Consider the following 23,734-nt stretch of genomic DNA (forward strand, 5'->3'; position numbering starts at 1 on the left):
TACGATGATTGTGAACCCAATTAAACGCCGTCCAACACGTAAAATCCGTGTCGGTTCAGTGTATGTCGGTGGTGATGCCCCGATTAGTGTTCAAAGTATGACGAATACTGAAACTTGTGATGTCGATGCGACCGTGGCGCAAATCCAGCGCTGTGCAGATGCTGGTGCAGACATCATGCGTGTTTCTGTTCCTTCAATGGAAGCGGCAGAGGCATTTGGTGCAATCCGTAAACGCGTGAGCGTGCCGTTGGTTGCGGATATTCATTTTGATCATCGTATTGCTTTGGCTGTCGCGGATTATGGCGCGGACTGTTTGCGTATTAACCCCGGCAATATCGGTTCAGATCAGAAAGTACGTGAAGTGGTTGCTGCGGCAAAACATCATGGTATTTCGATCCGTATCGGTGTAAATGCGGGTTCATTGGAAAAAGACTTACAAGCAAAATATGGTGAGCCGACAGGGCAGGCCTTGCTTGAGTCTGCAATGCGTCATATCGATATTCTAGACCGTTTAGATTTTCATGAGTTCAAAGTCAGCGTAAAAGCGTCGAATGTGTTTTTGACCATGGACGCTTACCGCTTATTGTCACAACAGATTGATAATCCGTTGCACCTCGGTGTTACAGAGGCAGGAATTTATCGTACAGGTACGGTGAAATCGGCGATTGCGCTTGGTGGACTATTGATGGAAGGCATTGGCGATACCATGCGTATCTCGCTTGCTGCCGAGCCAGAAGATGAAATTAAAATCGGTTTTGATATTTTAAAATCGTTGGGCTTGCGCTCAAACGGTATTAACTTTATTGCTTGCCCAAGTTGCTCACGCCAAGAATTCAATGTGATTCAGGTGATGCAGGCGCTGGAAGAGCGTTTAGAAGATATTCGTACTCCGATGGACTTGTCTGTCATCGGGTGTAAAGTGAATGGTCCAGGTGAAGCTAAAGAAGCAGATATCGGGATCGTGGGAGCATCTCCTCGTTCACTAGTCTACCGTAATGGTGAAAAGAGCCATTTAATTGACACAAATCAGTTGGTTGATGAAATTGAAACAATGGTTCGTCAACGTGTTCAAGAGCTTGAAGAAGCAAAATCTAAAGAAATTATTCGTAGTTCATCATGAGTTCAATCGTCGCTATCAAAGGTTTTAATGACATCCTTCCAACGCAAACTGCGGCTTGGAGAAGTCTGGAACAACAACTCGCATCTTTAATGGATGCTTATGGTTATCAACAGATCCGCTTACCGATCGTTGAGCAAACCGGTTTATTCAAACGTGCTATTGGCGATGCGACCGATATCGTTGAAAAAGAAATGTATACCTTTTTCGACAAAGGTAATCCGCCTGAATCACTGACCTTACGTCCAGAAGGGACTGCGGGTTGTGTACGCGCGTTGCTGGAACATAATTTGTTGCGTGGCGCGACACCGCGCGTGTGGTATATGGGACCAATGTTCCGTTATGAAAAACCGCAAAAGGGCCGTTACCGTCAGTTCCACCAGTTTGGTGTGGAAACCTTTGGTGTGGCAACCCCAGATATCGATGCAGAGTTAATTTTACTCACAGCGCGTTTGTGGAAGCGTATGGGTGTTGCTGACAAGGTTCAACTTGAGTTGAATACTTTAGGTGAAACCGACGAGCGTGCAGAATACCGTGCAGCATTGGTTGAGTTTTTAAATCAGCACAAAGATGCTTTGGATGAAGATTCTCAACGCCGTTTGACCACCAATCCATTGCGTATTCTGGATTCTAAAGTCGAATCAACGCAAAAAATTCTGGAAAATGCGCCAAAGTTGCATGATTTCCTCAAAGAAGATTCAATCAATCACTTCCAGCAATTACAGCAATATTTAACCGATGCTGGTATTGAGTTTGTGATTAACCAAAAGTTAGTACGTGGTTTGGACTACTACAACAAAACCGTATTTGAATGGACCACCACCATGTTGGGTTCACAAGGAACGGTATGTGCAGGTGGTCGCTATGACGGTTTGGTTGGACAGCTAAAAGGTAAAGCAGATCAGTCTGTCCCTGCGGTTGGTTTTGCGATGGGAATGGAGCGTTTGCTACTGTTACTCGAGCAAGTTGAACAAGCCAAAACAGTACGTGATTGCGAAATCTTCTTATTGGCTGAACCTGCTTATCAAGCCAAAGCTCTGGTTTTGGCTGAACAGATTCGTGATCAGTTGGAAGCGGCAAATAGCCCGATTCGTTTAAAAACAGGTTCACAAGGCAGCATGAAAAGCCAAATGAAAAAGGCCGATCAGTCGGGTGCGATCTTTGCGATGATCTTGGGTGAGCGCGAGTGGGAATCACAGCAGCTTCTCATTAAAGAACTTGCGACAGCAGAACAGTCACAAGTTGCTTTAACTGAACTGACGCCATTTTTGATCGAAAAATTTAAACAATAAGTTGAAAAATTTAGGAAAAGGACAATCACATGAGTTTAAGTGATGATGAACAGCTCGACAGTTTAAAGTCGTTTGCCAAAAAATATGGTTCTGCAATCATTAGCGGAATTCTCATTGCCTTGATTGCCTTTTTCGGATGGGAATACTGGCAAAAAAAGACCCTTGCTGAATCTCAGAACCAGACCGCGAAGGTACAGAAGTTGATGGATGAGGCAAAAGCTGCCACTGGTCAGCCAAATGCCTTTGCAACCTTATCTGAAGCTGCAGATAAAATTGTGAAAGAAGATGCTGATTCTGCTCAAGCGATTCAGACGCAATTTATCATGGCGAAGCTTGCTTATGAAAAGCAAGACTATGCTGCTGCTGAGAAAGCTTTGAAGAAAGTTGAAAACTCAAAAGTGAAAGATGAGGGTTTGCTACAAGTTGTTAAATTACGTTTGGCTGATGCTCAGTTGGCACAAAACAAGTTTGATGATGCGTTAAAAACTTTATCTGCTGTGACAGAGCCTGCGTTCAAGGCCACTGCCGATGAGCTTCGCGGTGACATTTTTGTTGCGAAAAAAGATAATGAATCTGCTCGTAAAGCGTATCAAAGTGCATGGGATAACTTGCTCGAGCGTAAACAAGAGCGTCAGCTTTTACAAATTAAACTCGAAAGTGTTGGCGTTTTAGTAGATGATCCTGAGTTTGAGCGCCCGATCTTAGATACCAAAGTGGATGAGTCTTAATGCAGAATAAACTAAAACTTCCTTTGGCAATTGCAATTGCTTCAGCTTTACTTGTTGGATGTTCGAGCAATAAAGTAAAAGAGGCAAAACCAAACCCATTGCCAAAAATCACGCAAGAACAAAGTTTAAACCTTGTTTTTTCACAAAGTGTTTCGTCTACAAAAGCTGCTGAAGCATTGCGCTTGCAACTGGATACAGACAATGGTGTGATTTTTGCGATTGACCCTGATGGTCAGGTTTCTGCTTACAAAGGTAAAGAACGCCTTTGGAAAAGCAAGATTACCAAACAAGAACTTACCGCGGGTGTAGAAGCAGGGGAAGGGATTGTTGTAATCGGTAATCGCAAAGGACAGTTATTTGGTTTAGATCAGGCCACAGGCGAGCAAAAGTGGACGGCAAAATTGTCTGGTGCAATTCTGTCGCCATCATTGATCCAGTCTGGTCGTGTCATTACCATTGCCAATGATGGTACTGTGTTTGCACATGATACGGTAACAGGTCAGCAAGTCTGGGCTTATAAACTGCCAAACGTACAATTCAGTTTACGTGGTCAGCCAGCCCCAGTTCGCTTGGATGATCGTACCGTGTTGATTGGTTCTGCAAATGCTTATGTGTATGCACTAGACATTATCAGTGGTGTACCTCGCTTCCAGCGCCGTGTTGCGATTAGTGATGGTCGTTCAGACATTCAACGTTTGATTGATGTGGTTGGCGATCCAGTGGTTGCAGGTCAATTCCTTGTAACGACCAGCTTCCAAGGTCAGGTAACCGTGACAGATCTTGCTTCACAACGTGTGGTGTGGAGTGAAGATGCAAGCAGTACCAACAGTGCTGAAGTTGCCGAAGATAAAGTATTTGTGACTACAACCGATGGTAAGTTAAACGCGTATAGCTTGGCGACTGGCGAGTTGGTTTGGCAAAATGAAGAATTGTTAAATCGTCAGTTGAGCAACCCAGTGATGTTGGGACAAAACCTTGTTGTTGGTGACTTGGATGGGGTACTTCATCTGATTAATCCAGCATCAGGCAAGTTGATCGGTCGTGCGAAAACCAGCGGTGAAGTCCGTTCATTACGTGTGATTGACAATCAGCTTTATGTTGCCACTCGAAAAGGTGCATTAACCATTTGGCAGAATCGATAATTTTGCCTTAGCTTGTGGTAAAATGCTCAATTAGCTATTGCTAGACAAAACATATATCGGGGTGTTTGATTATCAAAGCCCCGAATTTTTATTTTATTTACTTGAGTTCGGTATCAAATTTTAACTGAAATATGGTACTCGAAAACGTCATCCGCAACTGTTTGAGACAGGACTACATTGATTAGATGTGGTTTCTGTGATGGGTAAGAGACTCGATGACAATGAACGAGTTTTGCGGATGACAATGGTTTTGCCTACTTTTCCCGAAATGAGAAACAACGTTTCGTAAGGTAGGTCGAGCCGACGGCTTATTCCAAAATAGGATGAGTACTCGGCAAGATCCCATTATGATCATTCATACCTCAAGGTTATTCTCTATATCAAGGTTAATCTATGAAACCCGTTATTGCGCTCATTGGTCGTCCAAACGTCGGAAAATCAACGCTATTTAACCAAATCACCAAAAGTCGTGATGCTTTGGTTGCTGACTTCGCTGGTTTAACTCGTGACCGCAAATATGGCGATGCGGTTTATCAAAATAAATCATTCATTGTCGTAGATACGGGCGGTATTGGTGAGAATGAAGGTGGCATTGACTCCTACATGGCAGAGCAGTCAAAAACTGCAATCCATGAAGCAGACATCATTGTTTTTGTCGTTGATGCACGCGCTGGCTTATTGGCTTCAGATGAGCAAATTGCTCGTGAGCTACGTACATTGGGCAAGAAAGTACATTTGGTTGCCAATAAGGTCGATGGTGTACATGCAGAAGCTGCATTAGTTGAATTCTATAAGCTCGGTATGGGCGAACCGATGCAGGTTGCGGCCAGTCATGGTCGTGGTGTGCAGCAAATGCTTGAAGAAGTGTTGGCTGAAGTTCCAGAAGATGAAAATCCAGATGAGCACAACAAAAATACAGGTTTACGTTTAGCGATTATTGGTCGTCCAAACGTCGGTAAATCAACTTTGGTCAACCGTTTACTGGGCGAAGAACGTGTTGTTGCGTTTGACCAGCCGGGTACAACGCGTGACTCGATTTATATTCCTTATGAGCGTGATGGTCGTCAATATACCTTGATTGATACTGCGGGTGTACGCCGTAAAGGTAAGGTTGATGAGATGATTGAGAAATTCTCAATCGTTAAAACTTTGCAAGCCATGAAAGACGCGCATGTTGTTGTGGTGGTTGTCGATGCACGTGAAGGGATTGTTGAACAAGACTTACATTTGATTGGTTATGCGCTCGAAGCGGGCCGTGCCATGGTCATTGCGATCAACAAATGGGACAACATGACCGAGTATGATCGTAAGCAATGTAAACTTGATGTTGAACGCCGTTTTGACTTTATTCCATGGGCAAAAATCCATTTGATTTCAGCTTTACATGGTACTGGTGTAGGCGAGCTTTATCCTTCGATTCACCGTGCTTATGAGTCAGCAAACTTAAAAGTTTCACCTGCAAAACTGACTCAGATTCTAAGCGATGCAACTGAGGCACATCAGCCACCAATGATCAGTGGTCGTCGTATTAAAATGCGTTATGCGCATATGGGCGGACAAAATCCACCAACGATCGTCATTCATGGTAATAAGGTGGATAAGACCCCAGCGGATTATCGTCGTTATCTGGAAAATGTATTCCGTAGAGTGTATAAGCTTGAAGGTACACCCGTTCGTATTGACTTTAAAACTTCTGAAAACCCATTTGAAGGACGTAAGTCGCAAGTGGATGAACGCGTTGCAGCACGTAAACGTCGTTATGTTCAGAAATTTAAAAAAGCAGAAAAGAAATTCAAGCGTTAAGCCGTACTTAATGCTCAAAAGCCCAAAGTTTGCTTTGGGCTTTTTTGGTTCTATTGTTTTATTAATAAATATTAATAATTAGGTTTTTTGTTTAGCTAGGCTTTAGAGAAAATTGACAATAAGTATTTAAGCATAAGTTCTTGAAATGTAATGAAAATAATTTTTTTGTTAAATTTCGTGCTAGTGCTATAATGCCACCGCAAAATTTCCTTAAATTGTCTATTTTTTAAACCAGATTGGATTGTGCATTGCATGTTTAAATTACATCTAACGCAGCCTCAGCTTACCTATGCACAGCAAAACTATGCTGCGCTAGAGGCTATTCCTGCAATGCAACGTCGCCGTTTATCTCCATTGGCAAAAATGGCTCTCCATGGCGCATTAACCGCTTTGGCAGGTCAGCATGCAGATTATATCGTCTGGGTTTCAAAATACGGGGATGAGCAAAAAACTTTAGATATTCTAAAAGATGTATTACAAGAACAAACACCATCACCTACACAATTTTCAACCTCTGTCCATAATGCGATTGCAGGCTTATATTCGATTTTGTGTCAGGACGATACACCTTCTATAAGCCTGAGTTGTGAATGGACCGAAGCCTTGATTGAAGCCTATGCCATTTTAAAATCCAGCACCAAAGTAAAGCATGTTCTGGTGGTGGCTTATGATCAAGCTTTACCGACACTCTATAGTGATGCATCTGATTTTCCAGCATTTTCGTTGGCAACGGTTGTGAGTCTAGAACAACCTAATTTAGAGGTTCTGGCATTATTTGGTTCAGAGCACATGGAAAGTTTGGCTTTTTACCAATTTTGGCAATCTGTAGAAGAAAAACCGTCTGTAGTGAGATGGAAAAAATGTTAAAGCTCAAGCAGATTAAACAAAAAACCAATTATTTTTGGCGTGTTGCCGCTACAGGATTTAGCTTTGCAAGTTTTGGTGCGGGCGGTATCGGCATTGCAACATTGGTTGCGCCTCTGGTTCATGTGACCAGCCGTGATCCACAAATCCGCCAGCAACGTGCGCAGCAAGTGATTCGTTATAGCTTTAAAGGCTTTACCGAAATGATGGTCAAGTTAGGCGTCATGACCTATTCGGTAGAAGGGCTGGAAAAATTACAAAATAGCCGCCAAGAACTGGTGATTGCCAATCATCCCACTTTGATTGATGTGGTGGTGATGATTGGTCTGATGCAACAAGCCAATTGTGTGGTTAAGCAATCATTATGGTCAAATCCCTTTACCCGTGGGCCAGTTCGTAGCGCAGGTTATATTTTAAATGCAGGTTCACAGCAGTTTATTGAGGATTGCGTGGTGCGTTTAAAAGAGCAGGGCGCGGCTTCATTGTTGATCTTTCCTGAAGGAACCCGCACAGAAAAAGGCGAATCTCTGAATGAGTTTCAACGTGGTGCTGCAAATATTGCCATTCGTGCCAATGTGCCAGTGCGTCCAGTGTTGATACGTTGTACACCGTCGACCTTAACCAAAAATGAAAAATGGTATCATGTACCTGCGCAACCCTTTCATATTGAAATTAAGGTACTCGATGCAATTGAGGTCAAAGACCTATTAGCGGATTCAGACATTAGCCCTAAGCAGGTACGTCAGTTGAATCAACAGTTTTATCAAATTTTTAATGATGAGTTATCTAAAAATGAGCAATCTTGCTGATGAATTAAAGCAAATGATTATTGATGTTCTCGCACTTGAGGATATTAGCATCAGTGATATTGAAACCGATGCTCCACTTTTTGGTGAGGGTTTAGGTTTAGACTCAATTGATGCTCTAGAGTTGGGCTTGGCATTGAAAAAGCGTTACAACATTCATTTGAATGCTGAGTCAGATGAGACCAAACAACATTTTAAATCAGTTCAAAGTCTGGTGGCTTTGGTTGAAGCACAGCAAGCAGTTTAAGGAGTAGATCGATGTTAACTCAAGAACAGGTGCTGGCAAAATTAAGAGAATGGATGCAGGATTTATTTGAAATTGAGCCTGACGATATTCAGCTTGATTCAAATTTATATGAAGATCTCGATGTCGACAGTATTGATGCTGTGGATTTAGTGGTGAAAATTAAAGAACTGACTGGCAAGCAAGTGAAGCCAGAAGACTTTAAAGCCGTTAGAACAGTACAAGATGTGGTTGTTGTCATTCAGAATATGACGGCTGAATGAAATATCTGTTCAGAGGGGGCGTGATCACATTTTTTGTGTTATACCCCTTTATTGTCGGATGGAGTCTATCGCATGGTCAGTTTCTCTGGGTCAGCGGTTTACTCGTCGTTCTGGGTATACTTCGTTTAGTCAGTGCGAAAAAAGACTTGATGTTACCTTTGACTGGACTGGCCATTGTTTGCGGTGGTTTGAGTCTGATTTTAAAAGATCATGCCTGGCTAAAGCTTTATCCAGTTGGGATGAGTTTGGGCGCTTTGCTTATCTTTGCCCTGACATTATATAAGCCACCTTCCATGATTGAGCGTTTTGCCCGTCTGATGGAACCTGATTTACCTGCATCGGGGGTACAGTGGACACGTAAAGTGACTGTGGTCTGGTGTATATTTTTTAGTATCAATGCCCTGATTGCATTAGCAACCTGCTTTGCGCCAATGAAGTTTTGGGTGATCTATAATGGTTTTATCTCTTACGTTTTGATGGGAATTTTATTATTGGGTGAGTTTATCTTGCGCAAAAGACATCAACGTTTAAATCAAACAATATCTTAAAATACTATGCCTATCTTCTTTTATAACGATACCGATTCAGCGAAAACGTTTTGTATTAGCACTGAATTTAAAACTATTTCTTATGCGGACTTTTGGCAAGATGTTGCTGAACAGACAGCGGCTATTCAAAATTTACCTCAACAGATCTGGGCGTTATGGGAGCAGGACAGTTATCAATTTAGTGTCTTGTTTTTTGCAGGCTTGCTCGCGAATAAAAAAATTATTTTACCGCCGCATCGAGTGCGTGATTTAGAGCAACAATTTTTACAGCAAGATATTCATTTTCTTGAGCGTCAACCTGTTCAAGCATCTTTAAAGCACAGTGAATATGAAGCGAACCTGATCAGATTGCAACAGGATGAATTCCTCGATCAGGCGGAAGTAATGTTTTTTACCTCTGGCTCAACAGGGGAACCGAAAAAGATTGAACGGACCTTAAAGCAGCTTTTAAATGAAGTTTCAGGCTTGGCCAGCAGTTTCCAGCTCAATGAAAAAAGTGCTGCGATTGCGACGGTTAGCCACCAGCATATCTATGGATTATTGTTTAAGTTGCTTTTACCGTTGGCAATGGGTCGTCCTTTTTTCAATACACAACTGGCTTTCCCAGAAGATGTTATTCAAGCACAACAGCGTTTAGCTCAAGCGGGTTGGATGAATTATGTGATCTCAAGTCCTGCGCTATTAAAACGTTGGAGTCAGGATTTAGCCTTAAAACATTGTGAAATGACCTTTAGTTCAGGTGGAAAACTGGATGCAGGTATTCGTCCGCATCTGAATGTACCGATTGTGGAAGTTCTGGGTAGCTCCGAAACGGGGGGCATCGCACACCGTCATCAGGATGAGGCCGCTTGGACAGCATTTGATAATGTCGAAATTCAGATTTCTGCGACTACTCAGCTTATGGTGCAAAGTAACCATGCGGGTGAGTCTGGCTGGATCATTACTGGGGATGCTGCTGAATTGATCGATATCAATCTGAAGCAATTTAAACTATTGGGGCGACTCGATCGGATTATCAAGCTCGAAGAAAAGCGTTTAAGTCTGGATGCCATTGAACAGCAGATCAATACTTTGGTTGAGGTTGAACAAAGTCATGCCTTGGTGACAGAACATCAGAATCGCCAAATTCTGGCGTGCATTGTGGTGCTTACACCAGCGGCTCAGCAGCAAATGATTGAACTGGGTAAAGCTACATTTGTGAAGAAGTTAAAGCAGCAGCTCCAGTTTCAGCTTGAAAACATTGCGATTCCAAGACAATGGCGTTTCCTCAGTCAGATTCCACAAAATGCGCAGTCAAAACGAGATAAAAACTATTTAAAAGCGCTCTTTGCACCAATGCTACAACCCGTGGTTTTATCACAGTGGCAGGTGCAGGATGAGCAGTATCTTTTACTCGAGTTCCCACCTGAGCTGGAATGCTTTAAAGGACATTTCCCGAATCAACCGATTTATCCTGGCGTTGGGCAGATCAGTTTTATTCAACAGTTTGCCAAGAATAGCTGGTCTGATTTAAATGAGTGTCAGGGCTTAGAGCAGATCAAGTTCCAGAACCTGATACGTCCATATGCAGTGATACAATTAAAATTAACGCGAAAACAGCATAAAATTAGCTTTGAAATGACTGCCGCAGAACAGACTTTGGCTTCTGGCCGTCTTTCGTTTGCCGTTGATGAGGTGTAGGGGCAGTTATGTTGACATATAGCATTGTGATTCCTGTTTATAATCATCCGCATTATCTGGCTGATCTGGTGCAGCATTTATCCCAGTTCCAGTATCCGATCATCTTGGTTAATGATGGCAGTGATGCTGCCTGTACAGCGATTCTGCATCAACTGGCACAACACAATGCTTTGGTCGATTTGGTTGAGCATCCAGAAAATTTAGGTAAAGGCCAAGCCGTGATCACGGGCCTGCAACATGCAGCACAACTGGGCATGAGCCATGTATTGCAGATCGATGCAGATGGTCAGCATTGTTGGGACGATGTGGCGAAATTTATTGCGTTATCGCAACAGCATCCACAGGCGATGGTAATTGGGCAACCTGTTTTTGATGCTTCTGTACCTAAAAAGCGCCTCTATGGTCGTTATATCACACACTTCTGGGTCTGGCTGAATAGTCTATCTTTTGAGATTAAAGACAGTATGTGCGGTTTCCGCATCTATCCATTGGCGCAAACAATACCGATTCTGAACACAGCCCGATTCCAGCCGCGAATGGGCTTTGATAGTGAGATTTTGGTACGGTTAAAGTGGGAAAATATCCAGTTTGTAAATGTACCGACCAAGGTGATTTATCCTGAACATGGCATTTCTCATTTTAATGTGTGGCGAGATAATCTCGGTTTAAGCAAAGCCCATGCAAGGCTATTTGCTGGCATGCTGATTCGGTTGCCTAAATTAGTCTGGCATAAGATCAAGGCTGACTAATTTTATGGTACAGCACAGAACAGATCGCACTTGGCACGATATTAAAGAGCGTGGCGGGCTTTTACCCTTGATGCTCATGCTTGGTTTTTATCGTTGTGGCGGGCGCTGGTTATGCCGTGTCGTGCTGTACTTTATTATCATGTGGTATTGGCTCTTTGCCGTGACTGCACGCAAGGCATCGCTGCAATATTTACAACGTTTGCACCAGTTTGCAGGCACACAATCACCGTTTGAAGCGATGCCGAACTGGACCAACAGCTATACGCATTTTATGCAATTCGGTGAATGCATTTTAGATAAAATTGAAGGCTGGTTAGGTCATATTCCTGAACAAAAATTACAGTTATTTGGGCATGAGCATTTTCAGCAGCATTATCAGAAAGGTACGATTATTGTGGTGTCGCATTTTGGCAATATTGAATTGTTGCGTGCGATAAAGTCTGAACATCCACAAAAAATTAACGTGCTGGTCTATCAAAAACACGCGTCTCAATTTAACCAGTTTTTAAAAAAAATTAATGATAAAGCCGATGTGAATTTAATTTCTGTCGATGAATTGGGAATTGAAACCGCCATATTGTTGCAGGAAAAAATGCAGCAAGGTGAGTGGGTGATTGTGGCCGCAGATCGTGTCCCTGTGCAATCAGATCGTGTGCAAAGCGTACAGTTTTTAGGTCGAGAAGCGGCTCTACCTCAAGGTGCATGGATTCTGGCAAATTTACTCAAAGTGCCTGTGCTGGCTGTGTTTTGTTATCGTGCCCAGCAAAACTTTCAGGTGCATATTCATTTGATTGCTGAACAGGTCGATTTACCGCGTAAAACCCGTTTAAGCAGCATGCAACACATCACACAATCCTATGTCACCGTATTAGAACAGCATTGCTTACGTGCACCGTATCAATGGTTTAATTTTTATCAGTTTTGGACAAAATAACGTGAATGCAAGTCAAATTGAAGCAAGGGTCAAGCCTGTTCTGGTTGTGGGGGAACAAGCGCTGAGTATCGAAGATGTGGTGGCTGTTGCCCGCCAAGAGATGCAAGTGGCTTTACCTACATCAACGGCTTGGCGTGAATTGATTCAGCGTGGTGCTGATTTTTTAGATCAACTCTTGCTTGATGAAGGTGTGATTTATGGCGTGACCACGGGTTATGGGGATTCCTGTCTGGTTGAAATTCCTATGCATCAAGTCAATGAACTGCCTTTGCATTTGTCTCGTTTTCATGGCTGTGGTTTGGGTGAAAATCTGGACCTGATCACTGCACGTGCGGTCGTGGTCACACGTCTTTGCTCATTGGCGCGTGGTTATTCAGGGGTCTCTTTGGCATTGCTGGAGCGTCTGGTCTGGATGCTTAATGAAAATATCATTCCTGTGATTCCATCAGAAGGTTCTGTCGGCGCAAGTGGTGATTTGACCCCTTTATCGTATATTGCTGGTGCTTTAGTCGGCGAGCGGGATGTCTATGCACAAGCTAAGGTTGTGCCGATCGCCCAAGTCTATGCCGAGAAAGGAATTCAGCCGCTCACCTTACGTCCGAAAGAAGGGTTGGCACTGATGAATGGTACTGCTGTGATGACGGCGATTGCTTGCTTAAACTATAAAAAGGCTGAACAGGTGGCATTGGCAAGTACTTTGATTACAGCCTTAAATGTACTGGCACTTGAAGGGAATCCAAGTCATTTTGATGAAGTCTTATTTGCACAAAAGCCTCATCAGGGACAGCAACTGATTGCACAGCAACTACGTGAATGGCTGAATAGTGAAGTACAAACAGCGCATCAAAGTCCACGTTTGCAGGATCGTTATTCCTTACGTTGTGCACCGCATATTATTGGGGTGTTTGAAGATTCAAAAACATGGTTGCGCCAGTTTATTGAAAATGAATTAAATTCGAGTAACGATAACCCGTTGATTGATCCTGTGAACTTACGGGTCCTGCATGGTGGACACTTCTATGGTGGGCATATTGCACAGGCCATGGACAGTTTAAAGATCATGATTGCCAATATTGCAGATCTGATGGATCGCCAAATTGCACAACTGGTTGATCATAAAATGAATCATGGATTGCCGCGTAATCTGACAGGCTCTGGTGCAGACCGCTTGCCACTAAATCATGGTTTTAAAGCCGTACAAATCGGGGTGTCAGCTTGGACTGCCGAAGCATTGAAGCATACTTTAGCGGCCTCTATTTTTTCTCGTTCTACCGAATGCCATAATCAAGACAAAGTCAGTATGGGCACCATTGCAGCACGGGATGCAACTCGTGTGATTACCTTGACTCAGCAGGTTCTGGCGGCTTTATGTTGTGCCAGCGTACAGGCGGTGTATTTAAAAGGTGTGGTTTCACAACTCAGTCCAAGTTTAAAAGCCTTTGTCGAATGGACCTTACAAAGTTTTGCATTACTTGAAGAAGACCGCCCATTACAAACTGAATTACAACAAATCATTGATCGTTTCGACAACTTTGAATTGTTCAATCAGTTTCAGGAAAAGGCATAGGAGCGCATAATGCAGGCAGATGTAATCATTGAGATTCCTTTTCATGATGTTGATACCATGAATGTGGTCTGGCATGGACATTATTTAAAGTATTTTGAAATCGCCCGTTGTAAGTTGCTGGAACAGTTTAATTATAACTACAACCAGATGAGAGCATCAGGCTATGCATGGCCCGTGATTGAAAGTCATGTGCGTTATGTACAGGGCATTGAGTTTGAACAGAAAATCAAAGTCCGTGCCATTTTAAAAGAGTGGGAGAATCGTTTAAAAATCGAGTATTTGATTCTGGATGCAGAAACCGGGCGCCGTTTAACCAAGGGTTATACCACACAAGTTGCGGTAAACATTGCCAATCGTGAAATGTGTTTTCAGTCTCCGCAAGTTTTACTGGACTGTTTGAATGCTTGGGATGCATTTAAGGAGCATCATCATGATTAATCTGCTCTCGAATATCTTACAGCGCCTGCTGCAAAAACGTCACTGGTTAGCAATGCACAGTGTTGTGTGGAGTTTATTGCTTGGTTTCAGTGTGGCTGCTTCTGCCAATACCGAACAGGTATCTTCAATTTTTAAGCAGCTGTCTAAAAGTGACATCGTACGTGCTGATTTTGAGCAGCAAAAGAAACTCGCCAGTTTGAATAAAACCTTTACTTCTAATGGTGCCTTGACCTTTGCCAAATCTAATGGCGTGCTGTGGCAAATTAAGCGTCCTGTTCAGGCAGATCTGATCGTTACGCAAAAGAAACTCGTCCAGAAAACACAGAGAACCTATAGCCAGATTCAGATTGATCAGTCACCTTATAGTTCAGTTGCGACTTTATTCTTACAGTTGATGTCTGGTGATGAAAAGGCACTGGCGAAGAATTTTAATGTTGTTTCAGCGGATTATCGACCAACAGGCTGGAACGTTGCTCTGACACCTAAATCAGGATTATTTAAAAAGCTGTTTGTGCGAATAGATGCACAAGGACAGCAATATGTGAATAAAATTGTGATTCAGGAACAGGGCAATAACAGCACCACGATTTTATTCCGTAATCAAAATACTCAACCGAACCAACTCACGGCTGCTGAAGATGCGCTTTTCCAATTGGCAAAATAAATTTACTGCCATCTGGTTAGTTCTTTTAACCATTGTTGGACTTGCGCTTGCAGTGGCATGGTTGAAAAAGGATATTCATATCCAGACCAATATTTTTGCTCTGTTGCCTGAAACACAGCAAAATCCTGAACTCGCGCAAACTCAGAAATATATAAGCGATCAACTGAATGAGAAAGTTTTTGTCGTTTTAGAGAGCTCAGATCAACAGGCCTTAGCGCAAGCGACTCAACTGTTCCAGCAGAAACTGCAACACAGTGATTTATGGCAGCCGCTTAAGCCACAACTCGATTTAGAACAATTTTCCAAACAGTTATATCAGCATCGAGCAGGCTTACTGAGCCAGCAAGATCGGCAGTTTTTACAGCAACAGGATTATGAAGCACTCACTGAGCAAAGCTTGATGCAACTCATGAGTGTCGGCATGCCGATTACTGCGACCTCATTGCAGCAGGATCCGTTGCTGTTATTTCCACGTTATATGCTAAATGTGGTAAATCAGGCGGGAAATCATATCGAGTTGGAAGACGGATTCGCCACGATTCATGATGAGCATAAAATATCACGTTTATTGGTGTTGGAATTAAAGAATAGTCCTTATAACATCGATTATCAGGAACAGGTCACAGGCTGGATTGAGCAGCTCAAACCGCAGCTTACACAGCTCAAAGTAACGTCACATTGGACTGGAACCATTTTATTTTCTAATTTCGGCACGCAGTCGGCGAAACAGGAAATTTCAACCATTGGGTTAGGCTCGACGTTTGGATTAATTTTATTGGTCTGGTTCGGTTTCCGTTCATTTCGTCCACTCATCACTGAATTTATTGCTGTATCAACAGGCAGCTTGCTGGCATTTGCAGTCACCCATCTGGTGTTTGGGGAAATTCATCTGATGACGCTGGTGTTTGGGGCAAGTTTAATCGGGGTCTGTGTCGATTTTTCTTTCTATTTTATGGCGATGCAATCCCAGCACCGTCAGCTGGATGGCTTTAAAATTCTAACCCCGTTGTTACCCAGCTTGTTTATGGGCTTAATGACAACGGTGGTGGCTTATATTTTTCTAAGCTTCACGCCATTTCCTGCCTTTAGACAAATTGCGGTCTTTTCGATTGTGGGCTTGGTTGCGGCATGGATCACCAGTGTCTTGTTATTGCCACGCTTACCGCCTTTAAATGCACAGCCTGCAATTCGCCGTCTAGTTTGGATCGGGCAGGTGAGACAATGGTTTCAGCAGCATCAGAAAGTTCGCTATGGCTTTATTTTAACTATTCTGGTGATCGGTGGCGTCAGTCTATTTGCATTGCAAGCGAATGATGATATTCGTAATTTGCAAAGCATGGACAGCAAGCTGAAACAGGAAGATCAGTATATTCGTTCTCTGTTTGGGCAACAGCAAAGTAGTGACTATTTTGTGGTGCGGGCAAACTCAAATGCGGAGCTTGAACAGCAGGAGTCAAAATTAGTCCAGCAACTGCAACACTTGCAGGCGCAAGGCCAGATTGAAAGCTTTCAGGCCTTGGGACAATGGATTCCACCCTTCGCTCAGCAACAGCAAAATGTGAAATTGCTTCAGCAAATTCCAGCAACAGCACTGAAAAACTATGCAGAAAGCATGGGTTTAAAGTTTGCAGATGTGCAGCAGTGGCAACAGCAATTGCAGCAGCAACCTTTATTGACACAACAGGTTTTTCAGCAGCATCCATTGGCATTTTTACAGCCTAATCCAACTGAACGTCTGGTGATGGTCAGTGGGGTGAAACAGGTCGATATATTGCAGCAACTGGAATCGTCCCATATTGATTTTCAGCAACCGGTCAGTACGCTTTCGCATGCTTTTGCACAGCATCGCCAGCAAGCCCAGCACTTACTGATTTATGCTTTGCTGAGCTTGGCTATCGGGTTGGGTATCATCTATGGCAAGCGTTCAATCCTGCCGCTGGTTCTACCAGTCAGTTTGGCGTTATTGACGACGTTTGCGATTCAAGCATGGTTGGGTGTGGAAATTAACCTGTTTAGTATCATGGGAACTTTCCTGATTATCGGGATTGGCGTGGATTATGCGATTTTCTATCGACATGGACATGATCATCCCCAGATCGTTGGCATGGCACTGTTTTTGTGTATGATGTCGACCTTATTGGGCTTTGGTTTATTATCATTAAGTCATACCTATGCAATTCATTGTTTCGGTTTAACGGTTTTATTGGGCGTCATCTTTTCATTTATTTATGCGACATTGCTTACACCAGCAGATCAAAAACATATTGTGAACTTACAAGAGCATTAGAAGATTTAAGTTTTAGGGGATGAGATGAGTACTTTACAACACACAGATGTGGTGATTATAGGCGCTGGGCCTTCGGGCAGTTCAGCCGCAGCCTTGCTTCGTCAAAAAGGCTATGCTGTGACGGTGATTGAGAAGCAATATTTTCCACGCTTTTCAATTGGCGAATCGCTATTGCCACAATGTATGGTGTTTCTGGAAGAAGCGGGACTATTGGAAACGGTGCGTGCGCATGTTGAAGAGCATGCTTTCCAGTTTAAAAATGGTGCTGCATTTTTGTGTGGTGAAAAACGTAGCCATTATGATTTCACTGAGAAATTTAGTGAAGGCCCTGGTACAACGTGGCAAGTTCGCCGTGCTGATTTTGACCATTTACTGGCTCAGCAGGCACAGCATTATGGTGCTGATATACGCTTTGGGCACGAAGTGATTGCAGTCGATGTTGAGACTGAACATCCGATTTTGACGGTGATGGATGAATCACAACAACATTATCAAATTCAGGCTAGATTTTTATTGGATGCCAGTGGATTCGGGCGCATCTTACCGAAGTTTCTAGAATTAGAAAGTCCGTCAAATTTTCCTGTTCGTCGTGCCTTATTTACCCATATTGAAGATGGTATTGGTGACCGTGCCGATTTCGATCGTGAGAAAATTCTGATCACGGTTCATGAAAAAGATCGCCGTGCATGGTACTGGCTGATTCCTTTTGCGGATGGTCGCGCATCATTTGGTGTGGTGGCAGAACAGGATTTCTTTGACCATTATCATGTGGAAGATGCGACACAAAATGAGCCAGAAGCATTATTGAAACGCATTCTGGCAGATGATCCCGCTTTATCTGCGGTGTTGCAGCAAGCAAAATTTGATACACCAGTGCGTACTTTGGTCGGTTACTCCGCCAATGTAAAACATTTGGCAGGGCGTAATTACGCTTTACTCGGCAATGCGGGAGAGTTTCTTGATCCGGTATTTTCTTCGGGTGTAACCATCGCACTGAAATCTTCCAGTCTGGCGATTCCTTTGCTTGACCGTATGTTGCAAGGTGAACCAGTGGACTGGATGCAGGAATATGAAATGCCTTTACGTAAAGGTATTCAGGTGTTCCGTGCTTATGTGGAGTCCTGGTATGAAGGTGAATTTCAGGATGTGGTATTTGCAACGCATCAAAATGAAGGAATTCGCCGTATGATTTCCTCACTTTTGGCGGGATATGCATGGGATGATCACAATCCAATTCATAAAAATGCCAAGCGCCGTTTAAGTACTCTGGCTGAGTATTGCCGTGATGGTGTGGCGCATGAGAAAGCCTTTGAGGTTTAATATGCAACGGATTTGGACCAGCCTATTGTGCTGTAGTGTATTGTTATTTACGGGCTGTCAGCTGACACCGCATGCGCAAGGGCTGCAAAGCAGTCATTGGCCTGCGCAGCAATATCAACGACAAGATCAAGTTGAAGTGCAGTGGAAAGACAAGAGCTTTAGTTTTTTGCTATATCAGCAGCAGCAGGGACAACAGCTTAGTCTGGTGGGTTTGGGGCTGACAGGACAAGCCTTGTTTCAGCTCCAGTTTGATGGACAGCAAGTCAAGGTGCAGCAACGCATTGACCAGATGCGCTTACTTCCTTTTGAGTTTGTGGTTCGGGATATTTTATTTGCAACTTATCCTGAATTTGCAACTTTGGGACAGCAAGGCGTCACTGTTAACAATGGCGAGCATCAACAACAGGTGTTGATTCAGCAGAAAGTCATTTTGCAGATCCAGAAAAATGGCAGTTCAATTGAGCTGGATAATGTGCAAGTCCCTTATCGAATGACTTTAAGTCCGATTGAAAATACCTTAAATAGTGATCAACCTGAGCAAGGGATGCAGCCATGAGTCACTCTTTATCTCAGCAAGCACCGTTGCAAGCGGTTGGTATTCCCCTCAGTGTCGGACTATCCGCATTAGGTCAGGATATTCAGCACATTCGCGAACGCTTAACGACGCCTGACAATACCCTGACACTGGAAACAGGATTTTTAGCCGATCGTCCAGTTTGGGTAGGGCGTTATGCAGATGCATTAATTGAAACCGTGCCAGAATCTTTAAAGACACTTGATTCACGAAATCTACGTTTTGCCTTGACTGCGCTGCAAAAAATTGAGGTTGAGCTCCAACAGCAGATTGCGGGGATTAATCCAAAACGTCTCAGTATTGTGATGGGAACTTCAACCTCAGGCATTTCTGACAGTGAGAAATTACTCAAGCGGTATTTTAATGGCGATGAAACGCTTGAAATTTCACATCAGCCACAGGAAATGGGCTGTCTGGCAAAAGCACTGCAACATTATTTAGATTGGCAGGGCGCTGCCTATACCATTTCGACGGCTTGCTCATCGAGTGCCAAAGCATTTGCTGCGGGACAGCGTTTAATTCAGGTTGGATTGGCAGATGCCGTACTGGTGGGCGGTGTCGATAGCTTATGTCAATTGACCTTAAACGGGTTTAATAGTCTGGAAAGCTTATCTGCTGATATTTGCCAACCCTGCGGTGTCAATCGTGATGGAATTAATATTGGTGAAGCTGCTGCATTATTTTTACTAACCAAGGCATCTGCACCTATCATGCTCTACGGTGTGGGTGAGTCGATGGATGCATGGCATATTTCTGCACCTCATCCTGAAGGTTTAGGGGCTGCGACAGCAATGCAGCGTGCTTTAGAGAGTGCCGTGGTTACACCTGAACAGGTGGGATATATCAATTTGCATGGGACTGCCACACCGCAAAATGATGCAATGGAAATCAAGGCAGTTCGGCAAATCTTCTCTGCTCAGCATGTGGCATTAAGCAGTACCAAGCACAAGACAGGACATTGTTTGGGTGCGGCGGGGGCGATAGAGGCTTTTATTTGTACCCAGCTATTAAAAGATCAGAACTGGTTGCCCTTACATCAACACACAGAAATTGATCCTGATTTGGCTGATCAGCACTATGTCACTGATTCTCAGTTGGCTGAGAGTATTCATTATGTGTTGAGTAACTCTTTTGCCTTTGGGGGCAGTAATATCAGCTTATTATTTGGTGTGGGAACATAAATGAAACTGGATGCAATTCAATATATTCCGCACGAACAGCCCATGGTCTTTATTGATCATCTGGTTGAAGCCAATGACGGTTATGCGATTGCTGAACTGACCATTCGCCCTGAGTTAATGTTCTGTGAAGCAGCAGGTTTGCCAACATGGACAAGCATTGAAATTATGGCACAGACCATTAGTGCTTATTCAGGCTGGATGGGGCAACAATTACAGCAAGCGCCTAAGGTTGGTTTCCTGTTGGGAACGCGAAAACTTCAATTACCTTTTGCCTATTTTGCAGTTGGACAGACACTGAAAATTCGAGTTGAACAGCAATATCTGCATGAAGGCTTAGGGCAGTTTTCTTGTGAAATTCACTGCAATGCGCAGGTGATTAGTGCCATGTTAAGTGTTTATGAGCCGACAGATCCATCGACACAGACTTTATCGTTTTAGGAACAACAATGAATAGAAGAATATTAGTGACAGGCTCAAGTCGTGGCATTGGTAAAGCAATTGCATTGCAACTGGCTCGAGCGGGGTTTGATGTCACCATTCATGCGCGTTCGCGTGAAGCTGAAGCCGCGCAAGTGGTCGAGCAGATTCAAAGTCTTGGGCAAAACAGCCATTATTTATTATTTGATGTGAATGAACGGGAACTGGTTAAAAACTTATTAGAACAAGATGTTGAGCAGCATGGAGCATTCTATGGTGTGGTGCTGAATGCAGGTCTTACCCATGATGGTGCATTTCCAGCTTTAACCGATCAGGACTGGGATGAAGTTATTTCGACCTCGTTAGATGGGTTTTATAATGTGCTTAAGCCTTTGATTATGCCAATGATCCATTTACGTAAAGGTGGACGTATTGTCACACTGTCTTCGGTATCTGGGATTATGGGCAATCGTGGACAAGTGAATTATAGTGCAGCAAAAGCAGGGCTGATCGGCGCGACTAAAGCATTGGCTCTGGAATTAGCCAAGCGCAAAATTACGGTGAATTGTGTTGCACCAGGCCTGATTGAAACCGAAATGGTCACTGAAGAAGTTAAAGAGCACGCCTTAAAAATGATTCCAATGCAACGCATGGGACACGTCGATGAAGTTGCTGGTGTGGTGAAATTCTTGTGTTCAGATGAGGCATCATATATTACCCGTCAGGTGATTTCGGTCAATGGAGGACTGATCTGATGAAGCGTGTTGTGGTTACAGGCATGGCAGGTATTACCTCATTAGGTGAAACTGCGGATGAAATTTTTGCGCAATTCCATGCGGGTAAAAGTGGCATTTGCTATATGCCTGAGTGGGAGCAATATCCAGATTTAAGAACCAAGCTGGCGGGACCTGTTAGCAGCTTTCAGGTTGCCAAGCATTTTAATCGTAAGGTCACGCGTGGCATGGGACGTGTTGCGCTTATGTCCGTGATCAGTGCGGAAAATGCATTACAGGATGCGGGACTTATTGATCACGAAATCCTGAAAAGTGGCGATGCTGGCGTGGCTTTCGGTTCTTCGGCGGGTAGCGTCGATGCCGTTCGCGAGTTTGGTAATATGTTGATTGATCAGGATATGAGTAAGATCAATGCCACCACTTATATCCGGATGATGTCCCATACCAGCGCCGTGAATATGACGGTCTACTTCGGTTTAAAAGGATTAACCTTACCGACTTCAAGTGCATGTACCTCAGGTTCAATGGCTATTGGTCAAGCTTATGAGGCGATTAAATATGGCAAACAGACTGTCATGATTGCAGGCGGCGCAGAGGAACTGAGTGCCGCAGGGGCAGCCGTCTTTGATGTGCTATTGGCCACCAGTGGAATGAATGATCATCCTGAAAAATCACCTCGTCCATTTGATACACAACGTGATGGCTTAGTGATTGGTGAAGGTGCGGGTAGCTTGATTCTTGAAGAATATGAACATGCCAAGCAGCGTGGCGCCACGATCTATGCTGAAATTATTGGCTATGCAAGCAATACCGATGGACAGCATGTCACCAGACCTGATACTGAAAGAATGGGACAATGCATGCAAATGGCGCTTAAAGATGCCAAGCTGGATGCCAGCCAGATTGATTATGTCAATGCACATGGGACTTCTACCGATCAGGGGGATATTGCAGAAAGTCAGGCCACTGCACGAATATTAGGACGTAAACCGATTAGTTCCTTAAAAAGCTATTTTGGACATACTTTAGGTGCTTGTGGTGCGATCGAGGCGTGGTTAGGAATTGAAATGATGCAGCGCGGACAATTGATTCCAACCCTGAATCTGGATGAAATTGATCCACAATGCGGTGATCTGGATTATATTACTCAGCAGGTAAGAACGAGTGATATCAATATAATGATGAGCAATAACTTTGCTTTTGGCGGTATTAATACGTCACTGATTTTTAAACGTGTAACATAACGAGGGGCATAATAATGTCAATGAAACAATTATTTCTAGCAACAATTTTAAGCACAGGTTTTGCCGCATCTGTTCAAGCTGCCGATACTGTACATAATTTTGATTTTAAAGCTGCTGTGGATCGTGCAGTTGCGGATGGTACTTTAGATGGGAGCGTAAAGTTCTACCTGAAAGGAAATAAAGCAGGTGGCAAGGTGTTAGAACAAGATATCGTGACCAATCAGAAGACCAATGGCTTTGGTAAGTCGGCTGAAAAGTCATGTGACTGGGTACTTCGTTCTGCATTGATACAGTTAGACAAAGCTGCGAAAGCACGTGGCGCCAATGCTGTGACGAATATTGTGAGCTATTTTAAAAAGAATGAAGCACAAAGCTCAAGCACCTATCAATGCTATAAAGGCATGGCGGTAGCGAGTGTTGCGCTCAAAGGCGATCTTGTTAAATTTTAAGCATAGATAAGATCAGGTTAAGCCAATGACGACACGTGAAATTGAAATCCATGTTCAGGCATTGGCTCAACTGCTTGAAAAGAATAAAACAGATTTTGCTGATTTAAGAAGCTTTAATCATTATAAAAAACAGCAGATTCAGGCCCGACGTAATCAGTTGCTTTCCCATCAACTGGATTGCTGCATAGATAAATTGATTTTTGCCAAACATGAGCATGGCAAACCTTTTTTAAGCTCTCATTCCTTACATTTTAATCATTCGCATAGTCAGCAATATTATGCGTTGGCAATGAGTGAGCGTGTTCAAGATATCGGTATTGATGTTGAGGAGCTAGATCGAAAAGTCCGTTACGATGCTTTGGCGCAGCATGCATTTCATCCCGAGGAATACCAGATTTGGCAACAGCAAGATCAGGATCTGGAATATTGGTTTAGAGTTTGGACCACCAAAGAAGCGATTTTAAAAGCCTCTGGTTTAGGGATTCGTCTGGATCTGAATAGCTTGAATACGCAGGTTCATCCCTCAAATCAGGGCGGCATGTGTTCACATCCATTGATTGGAACTTTTGCGTATCAGAACTTTATCCTGAACCAGAAAATCGTGGTGACTATCGCATGGCGGGCAGAGCAGTCTTGCCGAGGTTTTCAGTTTCCAAAAATTCAGATTGTTCAGCATTAAGATCGACAGG

At 43.4% G+C, this 23,734-nt stretch carries 25 protein-coding genes; all 25 read left to right on the plus strand.

Going from position 1 to position 23,734, the window contains the following annotated elements; translation table 11 throughout:
• Positions 1 to 4 precede the first annotated feature (4 nt).
• The 25 genes from ispG (at position 5) to EC846_RS00310 (ending at position 23,724) form a co-directional block, all read left to right on the plus strand.
• Positions 5 to 1,120, plus strand: coding sequence for a flavodoxin-dependent (E)-4-hydroxy-3-methylbut-2-enyl-diphosphate synthase (gene ispG / locus EC846_RS00190; RefSeq protein WP_005259644.1), 1,116 nt, complete (start codon positions 5 to 7; stop codon positions 1,118 to 1,120).
• On the plus strand, positions 1,117 to 2,409 hold the full coding sequence (gene hisS, locus EC846_RS00195; RefSeq protein WP_004775620.1) for a histidine--tRNA ligase: 1,293 nt from the start codon (positions 1,117 to 1,119) through the stop codon (positions 2,407 to 2,409). The genes ispG and hisS overlap by 4 nt, the downstream gene beginning before the upstream one ends.
• A 29-nt stretch (positions 2,410 to 2,438) precedes the next feature.
• Positions 2,439 to 3,137 carry a YfgM family protein gene (locus tag EC846_RS00200; protein WP_123773726.1) on the plus strand — a complete coding sequence of 233 codons (699 nt, stop codon included), beginning with the start codon at positions 2,439 to 2,441 and terminating at the stop codon, positions 3,135 to 3,137.
• Positions 3,137 to 4,279, plus strand: coding sequence for an outer membrane protein assembly factor BamB (bamB, locus tag EC846_RS00205; RefSeq protein ID WP_047429262.1), 1,143 nt, complete (start codon positions 3,137 to 3,139; stop codon positions 4,277 to 4,279). Before EC846_RS00200 ends, bamB begins: the two co-directional genes overlap by 1 nt.
• 393 nt (positions 4,280 to 4,672) lie before the next feature.
• Complete coding sequence (gene der, locus EC846_RS00210) at positions 4,673 to 6,082, plus strand: ribosome biogenesis GTPase Der (protein WP_004775614.1); 1,410 nt, start codon at positions 4,673 to 4,675, stop codon at positions 6,080 to 6,082.
• 252 nt (positions 6,083 to 6,334) lie between these two features.
• Positions 6,335 to 6,949: a beta-ketoacyl synthase chain length factor gene (locus tag EC846_RS00215; protein WP_123773727.1), complete on the plus strand. Its 615-nt coding sequence runs from the start codon at positions 6,335 to 6,337 to the stop codon at positions 6,947 to 6,949.
• Complete coding sequence (locus EC846_RS00220; RefSeq protein WP_123773728.1) at positions 6,934 to 7,755, plus strand: lysophospholipid acyltransferase family protein; 822 nt, start codon at positions 6,934 to 6,936, stop codon at positions 7,753 to 7,755. Before EC846_RS00215 ends, EC846_RS00220 begins: the two co-directional genes overlap by 16 nt.
• Complete coding sequence (locus EC846_RS00225) at positions 7,739 to 7,999, plus strand: phosphopantetheine-binding protein (protein WP_004775609.1); 261 nt, start codon at positions 7,739 to 7,741, stop codon at positions 7,997 to 7,999. Before EC846_RS00220 ends, EC846_RS00225 begins: the two co-directional genes overlap by 17 nt.
• An 11-nt stretch (positions 8,000 to 8,010) precedes the next feature.
• On the plus strand, positions 8,011 to 8,259 hold the full coding sequence (locus EC846_RS00230; protein ID WP_005193178.1) for an acyl carrier protein: 249 nt from the start codon (positions 8,011 to 8,013) through the stop codon (positions 8,257 to 8,259).
• Entirely contained in the window at positions 8,256 to 8,807 is a 552-nt protein-coding gene (locus EC846_RS00235; protein WP_171409956.1) for a septation protein IspZ, read from the plus strand. The genes EC846_RS00230 and EC846_RS00235 overlap by 4 nt, the downstream gene beginning before the upstream one ends.
• A 6-nt stretch (positions 8,808 to 8,813) precedes the next feature.
• Positions 8,814 to 10,487 carry an AMP-binding protein gene (locus EC846_RS00240; protein ID WP_123773729.1) on the plus strand — a complete coding sequence of 558 codons (1,674 nt, stop codon included), beginning with the start codon at positions 8,814 to 8,816 and terminating at the stop codon, positions 10,485 to 10,487.
• A gap of 8 nt (positions 10,488 to 10,495) precedes the next feature.
• Complete coding sequence (locus EC846_RS00245) at positions 10,496 to 11,236, plus strand: glycosyltransferase family 2 protein (protein ID WP_123773730.1); 741 nt, start codon at positions 10,496 to 10,498, stop codon at positions 11,234 to 11,236.
• Positions 11,237 to 11,240: 4 nt separating this feature from the next.
• Positions 11,241 to 12,170: an acyltransferase gene (locus tag EC846_RS00250; RefSeq protein WP_062846162.1), complete on the plus strand. Its 930-nt coding sequence runs from the start codon at positions 11,241 to 11,243 to the stop codon at positions 12,168 to 12,170.
• A gap of 1 nt (position 12,171) precedes the next feature.
• Positions 12,172 to 13,737: an HAL/PAL/TAL family ammonia-lyase gene (locus EC846_RS00255; protein ID WP_123773731.1), complete on the plus strand. Its 1,566-nt coding sequence runs from the start codon at positions 12,172 to 12,174 to the stop codon at positions 13,735 to 13,737.
• Positions 13,738 to 13,746: 9 nt separating this feature from the next.
• Positions 13,747 to 14,175 carry an acyl-CoA thioesterase gene (locus EC846_RS00260; protein ID WP_004775601.1) on the plus strand — a complete coding sequence of 143 codons (429 nt, stop codon included), beginning with the start codon at positions 13,747 to 13,749 and terminating at the stop codon, positions 14,173 to 14,175.
• Entirely contained in the window at positions 14,168 to 14,839 is a 672-nt protein-coding gene (locus tag EC846_RS00265; RefSeq protein ID WP_123773732.1) for a LolA family protein, read from the plus strand. Before EC846_RS00260 ends, EC846_RS00265 begins: the two co-directional genes overlap by 8 nt.
• Positions 14,814 to 17,126 carry an MMPL family transporter gene (locus EC846_RS00270; protein ID WP_123773733.1) on the plus strand — a complete coding sequence of 771 codons (2,313 nt, stop codon included), beginning with the start codon at positions 14,814 to 14,816 and terminating at the stop codon, positions 17,124 to 17,126. Before EC846_RS00265 ends, EC846_RS00270 begins: the two co-directional genes overlap by 26 nt.
• Before the next feature lie 24 nt (positions 17,127 to 17,150).
• Positions 17,151 to 18,446 (plus strand): NAD(P)/FAD-dependent oxidoreductase, encoded by a 1,296-nt coding sequence (locus EC846_RS00275; protein WP_123773734.1) that lies wholly within the window; start codon positions 17,151 to 17,153, stop codon positions 18,444 to 18,446.
• A 1-nt stretch (position 18,447) separates the two neighbouring features.
• Positions 18,448 to 19,002, plus strand: coding sequence for a DUF3261 domain-containing protein (locus tag EC846_RS00280; protein ID WP_123773735.1), 555 nt, complete (start codon positions 18,448 to 18,450; stop codon positions 19,000 to 19,002).
• Complete coding sequence (locus EC846_RS00285) at positions 18,999 to 20,201, plus strand: beta-ketoacyl-[acyl-carrier-protein] synthase family protein (RefSeq protein WP_123773736.1); 1,203 nt, start codon at positions 18,999 to 19,001, stop codon at positions 20,199 to 20,201. The genes EC846_RS00280 and EC846_RS00285 overlap by 4 nt, the downstream gene beginning before the upstream one ends.
• Positions 20,202 to 20,639 (plus strand): 3-hydroxylacyl-ACP dehydratase, encoded by a 438-nt coding sequence (locus EC846_RS00290; RefSeq protein WP_123773737.1) that lies wholly within the window; start codon positions 20,202 to 20,204, stop codon positions 20,637 to 20,639. It begins immediately after the preceding gene.
• Between the two features lie 8 nt (positions 20,640 to 20,647).
• Positions 20,648 to 21,373, plus strand: coding sequence for a 3-ketoacyl-ACP reductase FabG2 (locus EC846_RS00295; protein WP_123773738.1), 726 nt, complete (start codon positions 20,648 to 20,650; stop codon positions 21,371 to 21,373).
• Positions 21,373 to 22,596: a beta-ketoacyl-ACP synthase gene (locus tag EC846_RS00300; protein ID WP_047429288.1), complete on the plus strand. Its 1,224-nt coding sequence runs from the start codon at positions 21,373 to 21,375 to the stop codon at positions 22,594 to 22,596. The genes EC846_RS00295 and EC846_RS00300 overlap by 1 nt, the downstream gene beginning before the upstream one ends.
• Before the next feature lie 14 nt (positions 22,597 to 22,610).
• Positions 22,611 to 23,045: an excinuclease gene (locus EC846_RS00305; protein WP_123773739.1), complete on the plus strand. Its 435-nt coding sequence runs from the start codon at positions 22,611 to 22,613 to the stop codon at positions 23,043 to 23,045.
• A 25-nt stretch (positions 23,046 to 23,070) separates the two neighbouring features.
• Complete coding sequence (locus tag EC846_RS00310) at positions 23,071 to 23,724, plus strand: 4'-phosphopantetheinyl transferase family protein (protein ID WP_123773740.1); 654 nt, start codon at positions 23,071 to 23,073, stop codon at positions 23,722 to 23,724.
• Positions 23,725 to 23,734: the final 10 nt, after the last annotated feature.

The sequence above is a fragment of the Acinetobacter sp. BIGb0102 genome (assembly GCF_003815055.1).
Taxonomy (GTDB): domain Bacteria; phylum Pseudomonadota; class Gammaproteobacteria; order Pseudomonadales; family Moraxellaceae; genus Acinetobacter; species Acinetobacter vivianii.

Excerpts from the sequence above, each read along its gene's own strand:
- EC846_RS00280 (WP_123773735.1), top strand. The coding sequence starts at position 18,448 with ATGCAACGGATTTGGACCAGCCTATTGTGCTGTAGTGTATTGTTATTT.
- EC846_RS00250 (WP_062846162.1), top strand. The coding sequence starts at position 11,241 with ATGGTACAGCACAGAACAGATCGCACTTGGCACGATATTAAAGAGCGT.
- EC846_RS00270 (WP_123773733.1), top strand. The coding sequence starts at position 14,814 with ATGCGCTTTTCCAATTGGCAAAATAAATTTACTGCCATCTGGTTAGTT.
- EC846_RS00240 (WP_123773729.1), top strand. The coding sequence starts at position 8,814 with ATGCCTATCTTCTTTTATAACGATACCGATTCAGCGAAAACGTTTTGT.
- EC846_RS00290 (WP_123773737.1), top strand. The coding sequence starts at position 20,202 with ATGAAACTGGATGCAATTCAATATATTCCGCACGAACAGCCCATGGTC.
- EC846_RS00220 (WP_123773728.1), top strand. The coding sequence starts at position 6,934 with ATGGAAAAAATGTTAAAGCTCAAGCAGATTAAACAAAAAACCAATTAT.
- EC846_RS00275 (WP_123773734.1), top strand. The coding sequence starts at position 17,151 with ATGAGTACTTTACAACACACAGATGTGGTGATTATAGGCGCTGGGCCT.
- EC846_RS00285 (WP_123773736.1), top strand. The coding sequence starts at position 18,999 with ATGAGTCACTCTTTATCTCAGCAAGCACCGTTGCAAGCGGTTGGTATT.
- bamB (WP_047429262.1), top strand. The coding sequence starts at position 3,137 with ATGCAGAATAAACTAAAACTTCCTTTGGCAATTGCAATTGCTTCAGCT.
- EC846_RS00310 (WP_123773740.1), top strand. The coding sequence starts at position 23,071 with ATGACGACACGTGAAATTGAAATCCATGTTCAGGCATTGGCTCAACTG.
- hisS (WP_004775620.1), top strand. The coding sequence starts at position 1,117 with ATGAGTTCAATCGTCGCTATCAAAGGTTTTAATGACATCCTTCCAACG.
- EC846_RS00295 (WP_123773738.1), top strand. The coding sequence starts at position 20,648 with ATGAATAGAAGAATATTAGTGACAGGCTCAAGTCGTGGCATTGGTAAA.
- EC846_RS00235 (WP_171409956.1), top strand. The coding sequence starts at position 8,256 with ATGAAATATCTGTTCAGAGGGGGCGTGATCACATTTTTTGTGTTATAC.
- EC846_RS00200 (WP_123773726.1), top strand. The coding sequence starts at position 2,439 with ATGAGTTTAAGTGATGATGAACAGCTCGACAGTTTAAAGTCGTTTGCC.
- EC846_RS00265 (WP_123773732.1), top strand. The coding sequence starts at position 14,168 with ATGATTAATCTGCTCTCGAATATCTTACAGCGCCTGCTGCAAAAACGT.
- EC846_RS00305 (WP_123773739.1), top strand. The coding sequence starts at position 22,611 with ATGTCAATGAAACAATTATTTCTAGCAACAATTTTAAGCACAGGTTTT.
- EC846_RS00215 (WP_123773727.1), top strand. The coding sequence starts at position 6,335 with ATGTTTAAATTACATCTAACGCAGCCTCAGCTTACCTATGCACAGCAA.
- ispG (WP_005259644.1), top strand. The coding sequence starts at position 5 with ATGATTGTGAACCCAATTAAACGCCGTCCAACACGTAAAATCCGTGTC.
- EC846_RS00245 (WP_123773730.1), top strand. The coding sequence starts at position 10,496 with ATGTTGACATATAGCATTGTGATTCCTGTTTATAATCATCCGCATTAT.
- der (WP_004775614.1), top strand. The coding sequence starts at position 4,673 with ATGAAACCCGTTATTGCGCTCATTGGTCGTCCAAACGTCGGAAAATCA.
- EC846_RS00225 (WP_004775609.1), top strand. The coding sequence starts at position 7,739 with ATGAGCAATCTTGCTGATGAATTAAAGCAAATGATTATTGATGTTCTC.
- EC846_RS00300 (WP_047429288.1), top strand. The coding sequence starts at position 21,373 with ATGAAGCGTGTTGTGGTTACAGGCATGGCAGGTATTACCTCATTAGGT.
- EC846_RS00260 (WP_004775601.1), top strand. The coding sequence starts at position 13,747 with ATGCAGGCAGATGTAATCATTGAGATTCCTTTTCATGATGTTGATACC.
- EC846_RS00230 (WP_005193178.1), top strand. The coding sequence starts at position 8,011 with ATGTTAACTCAAGAACAGGTGCTGGCAAAATTAAGAGAATGGATGCAG.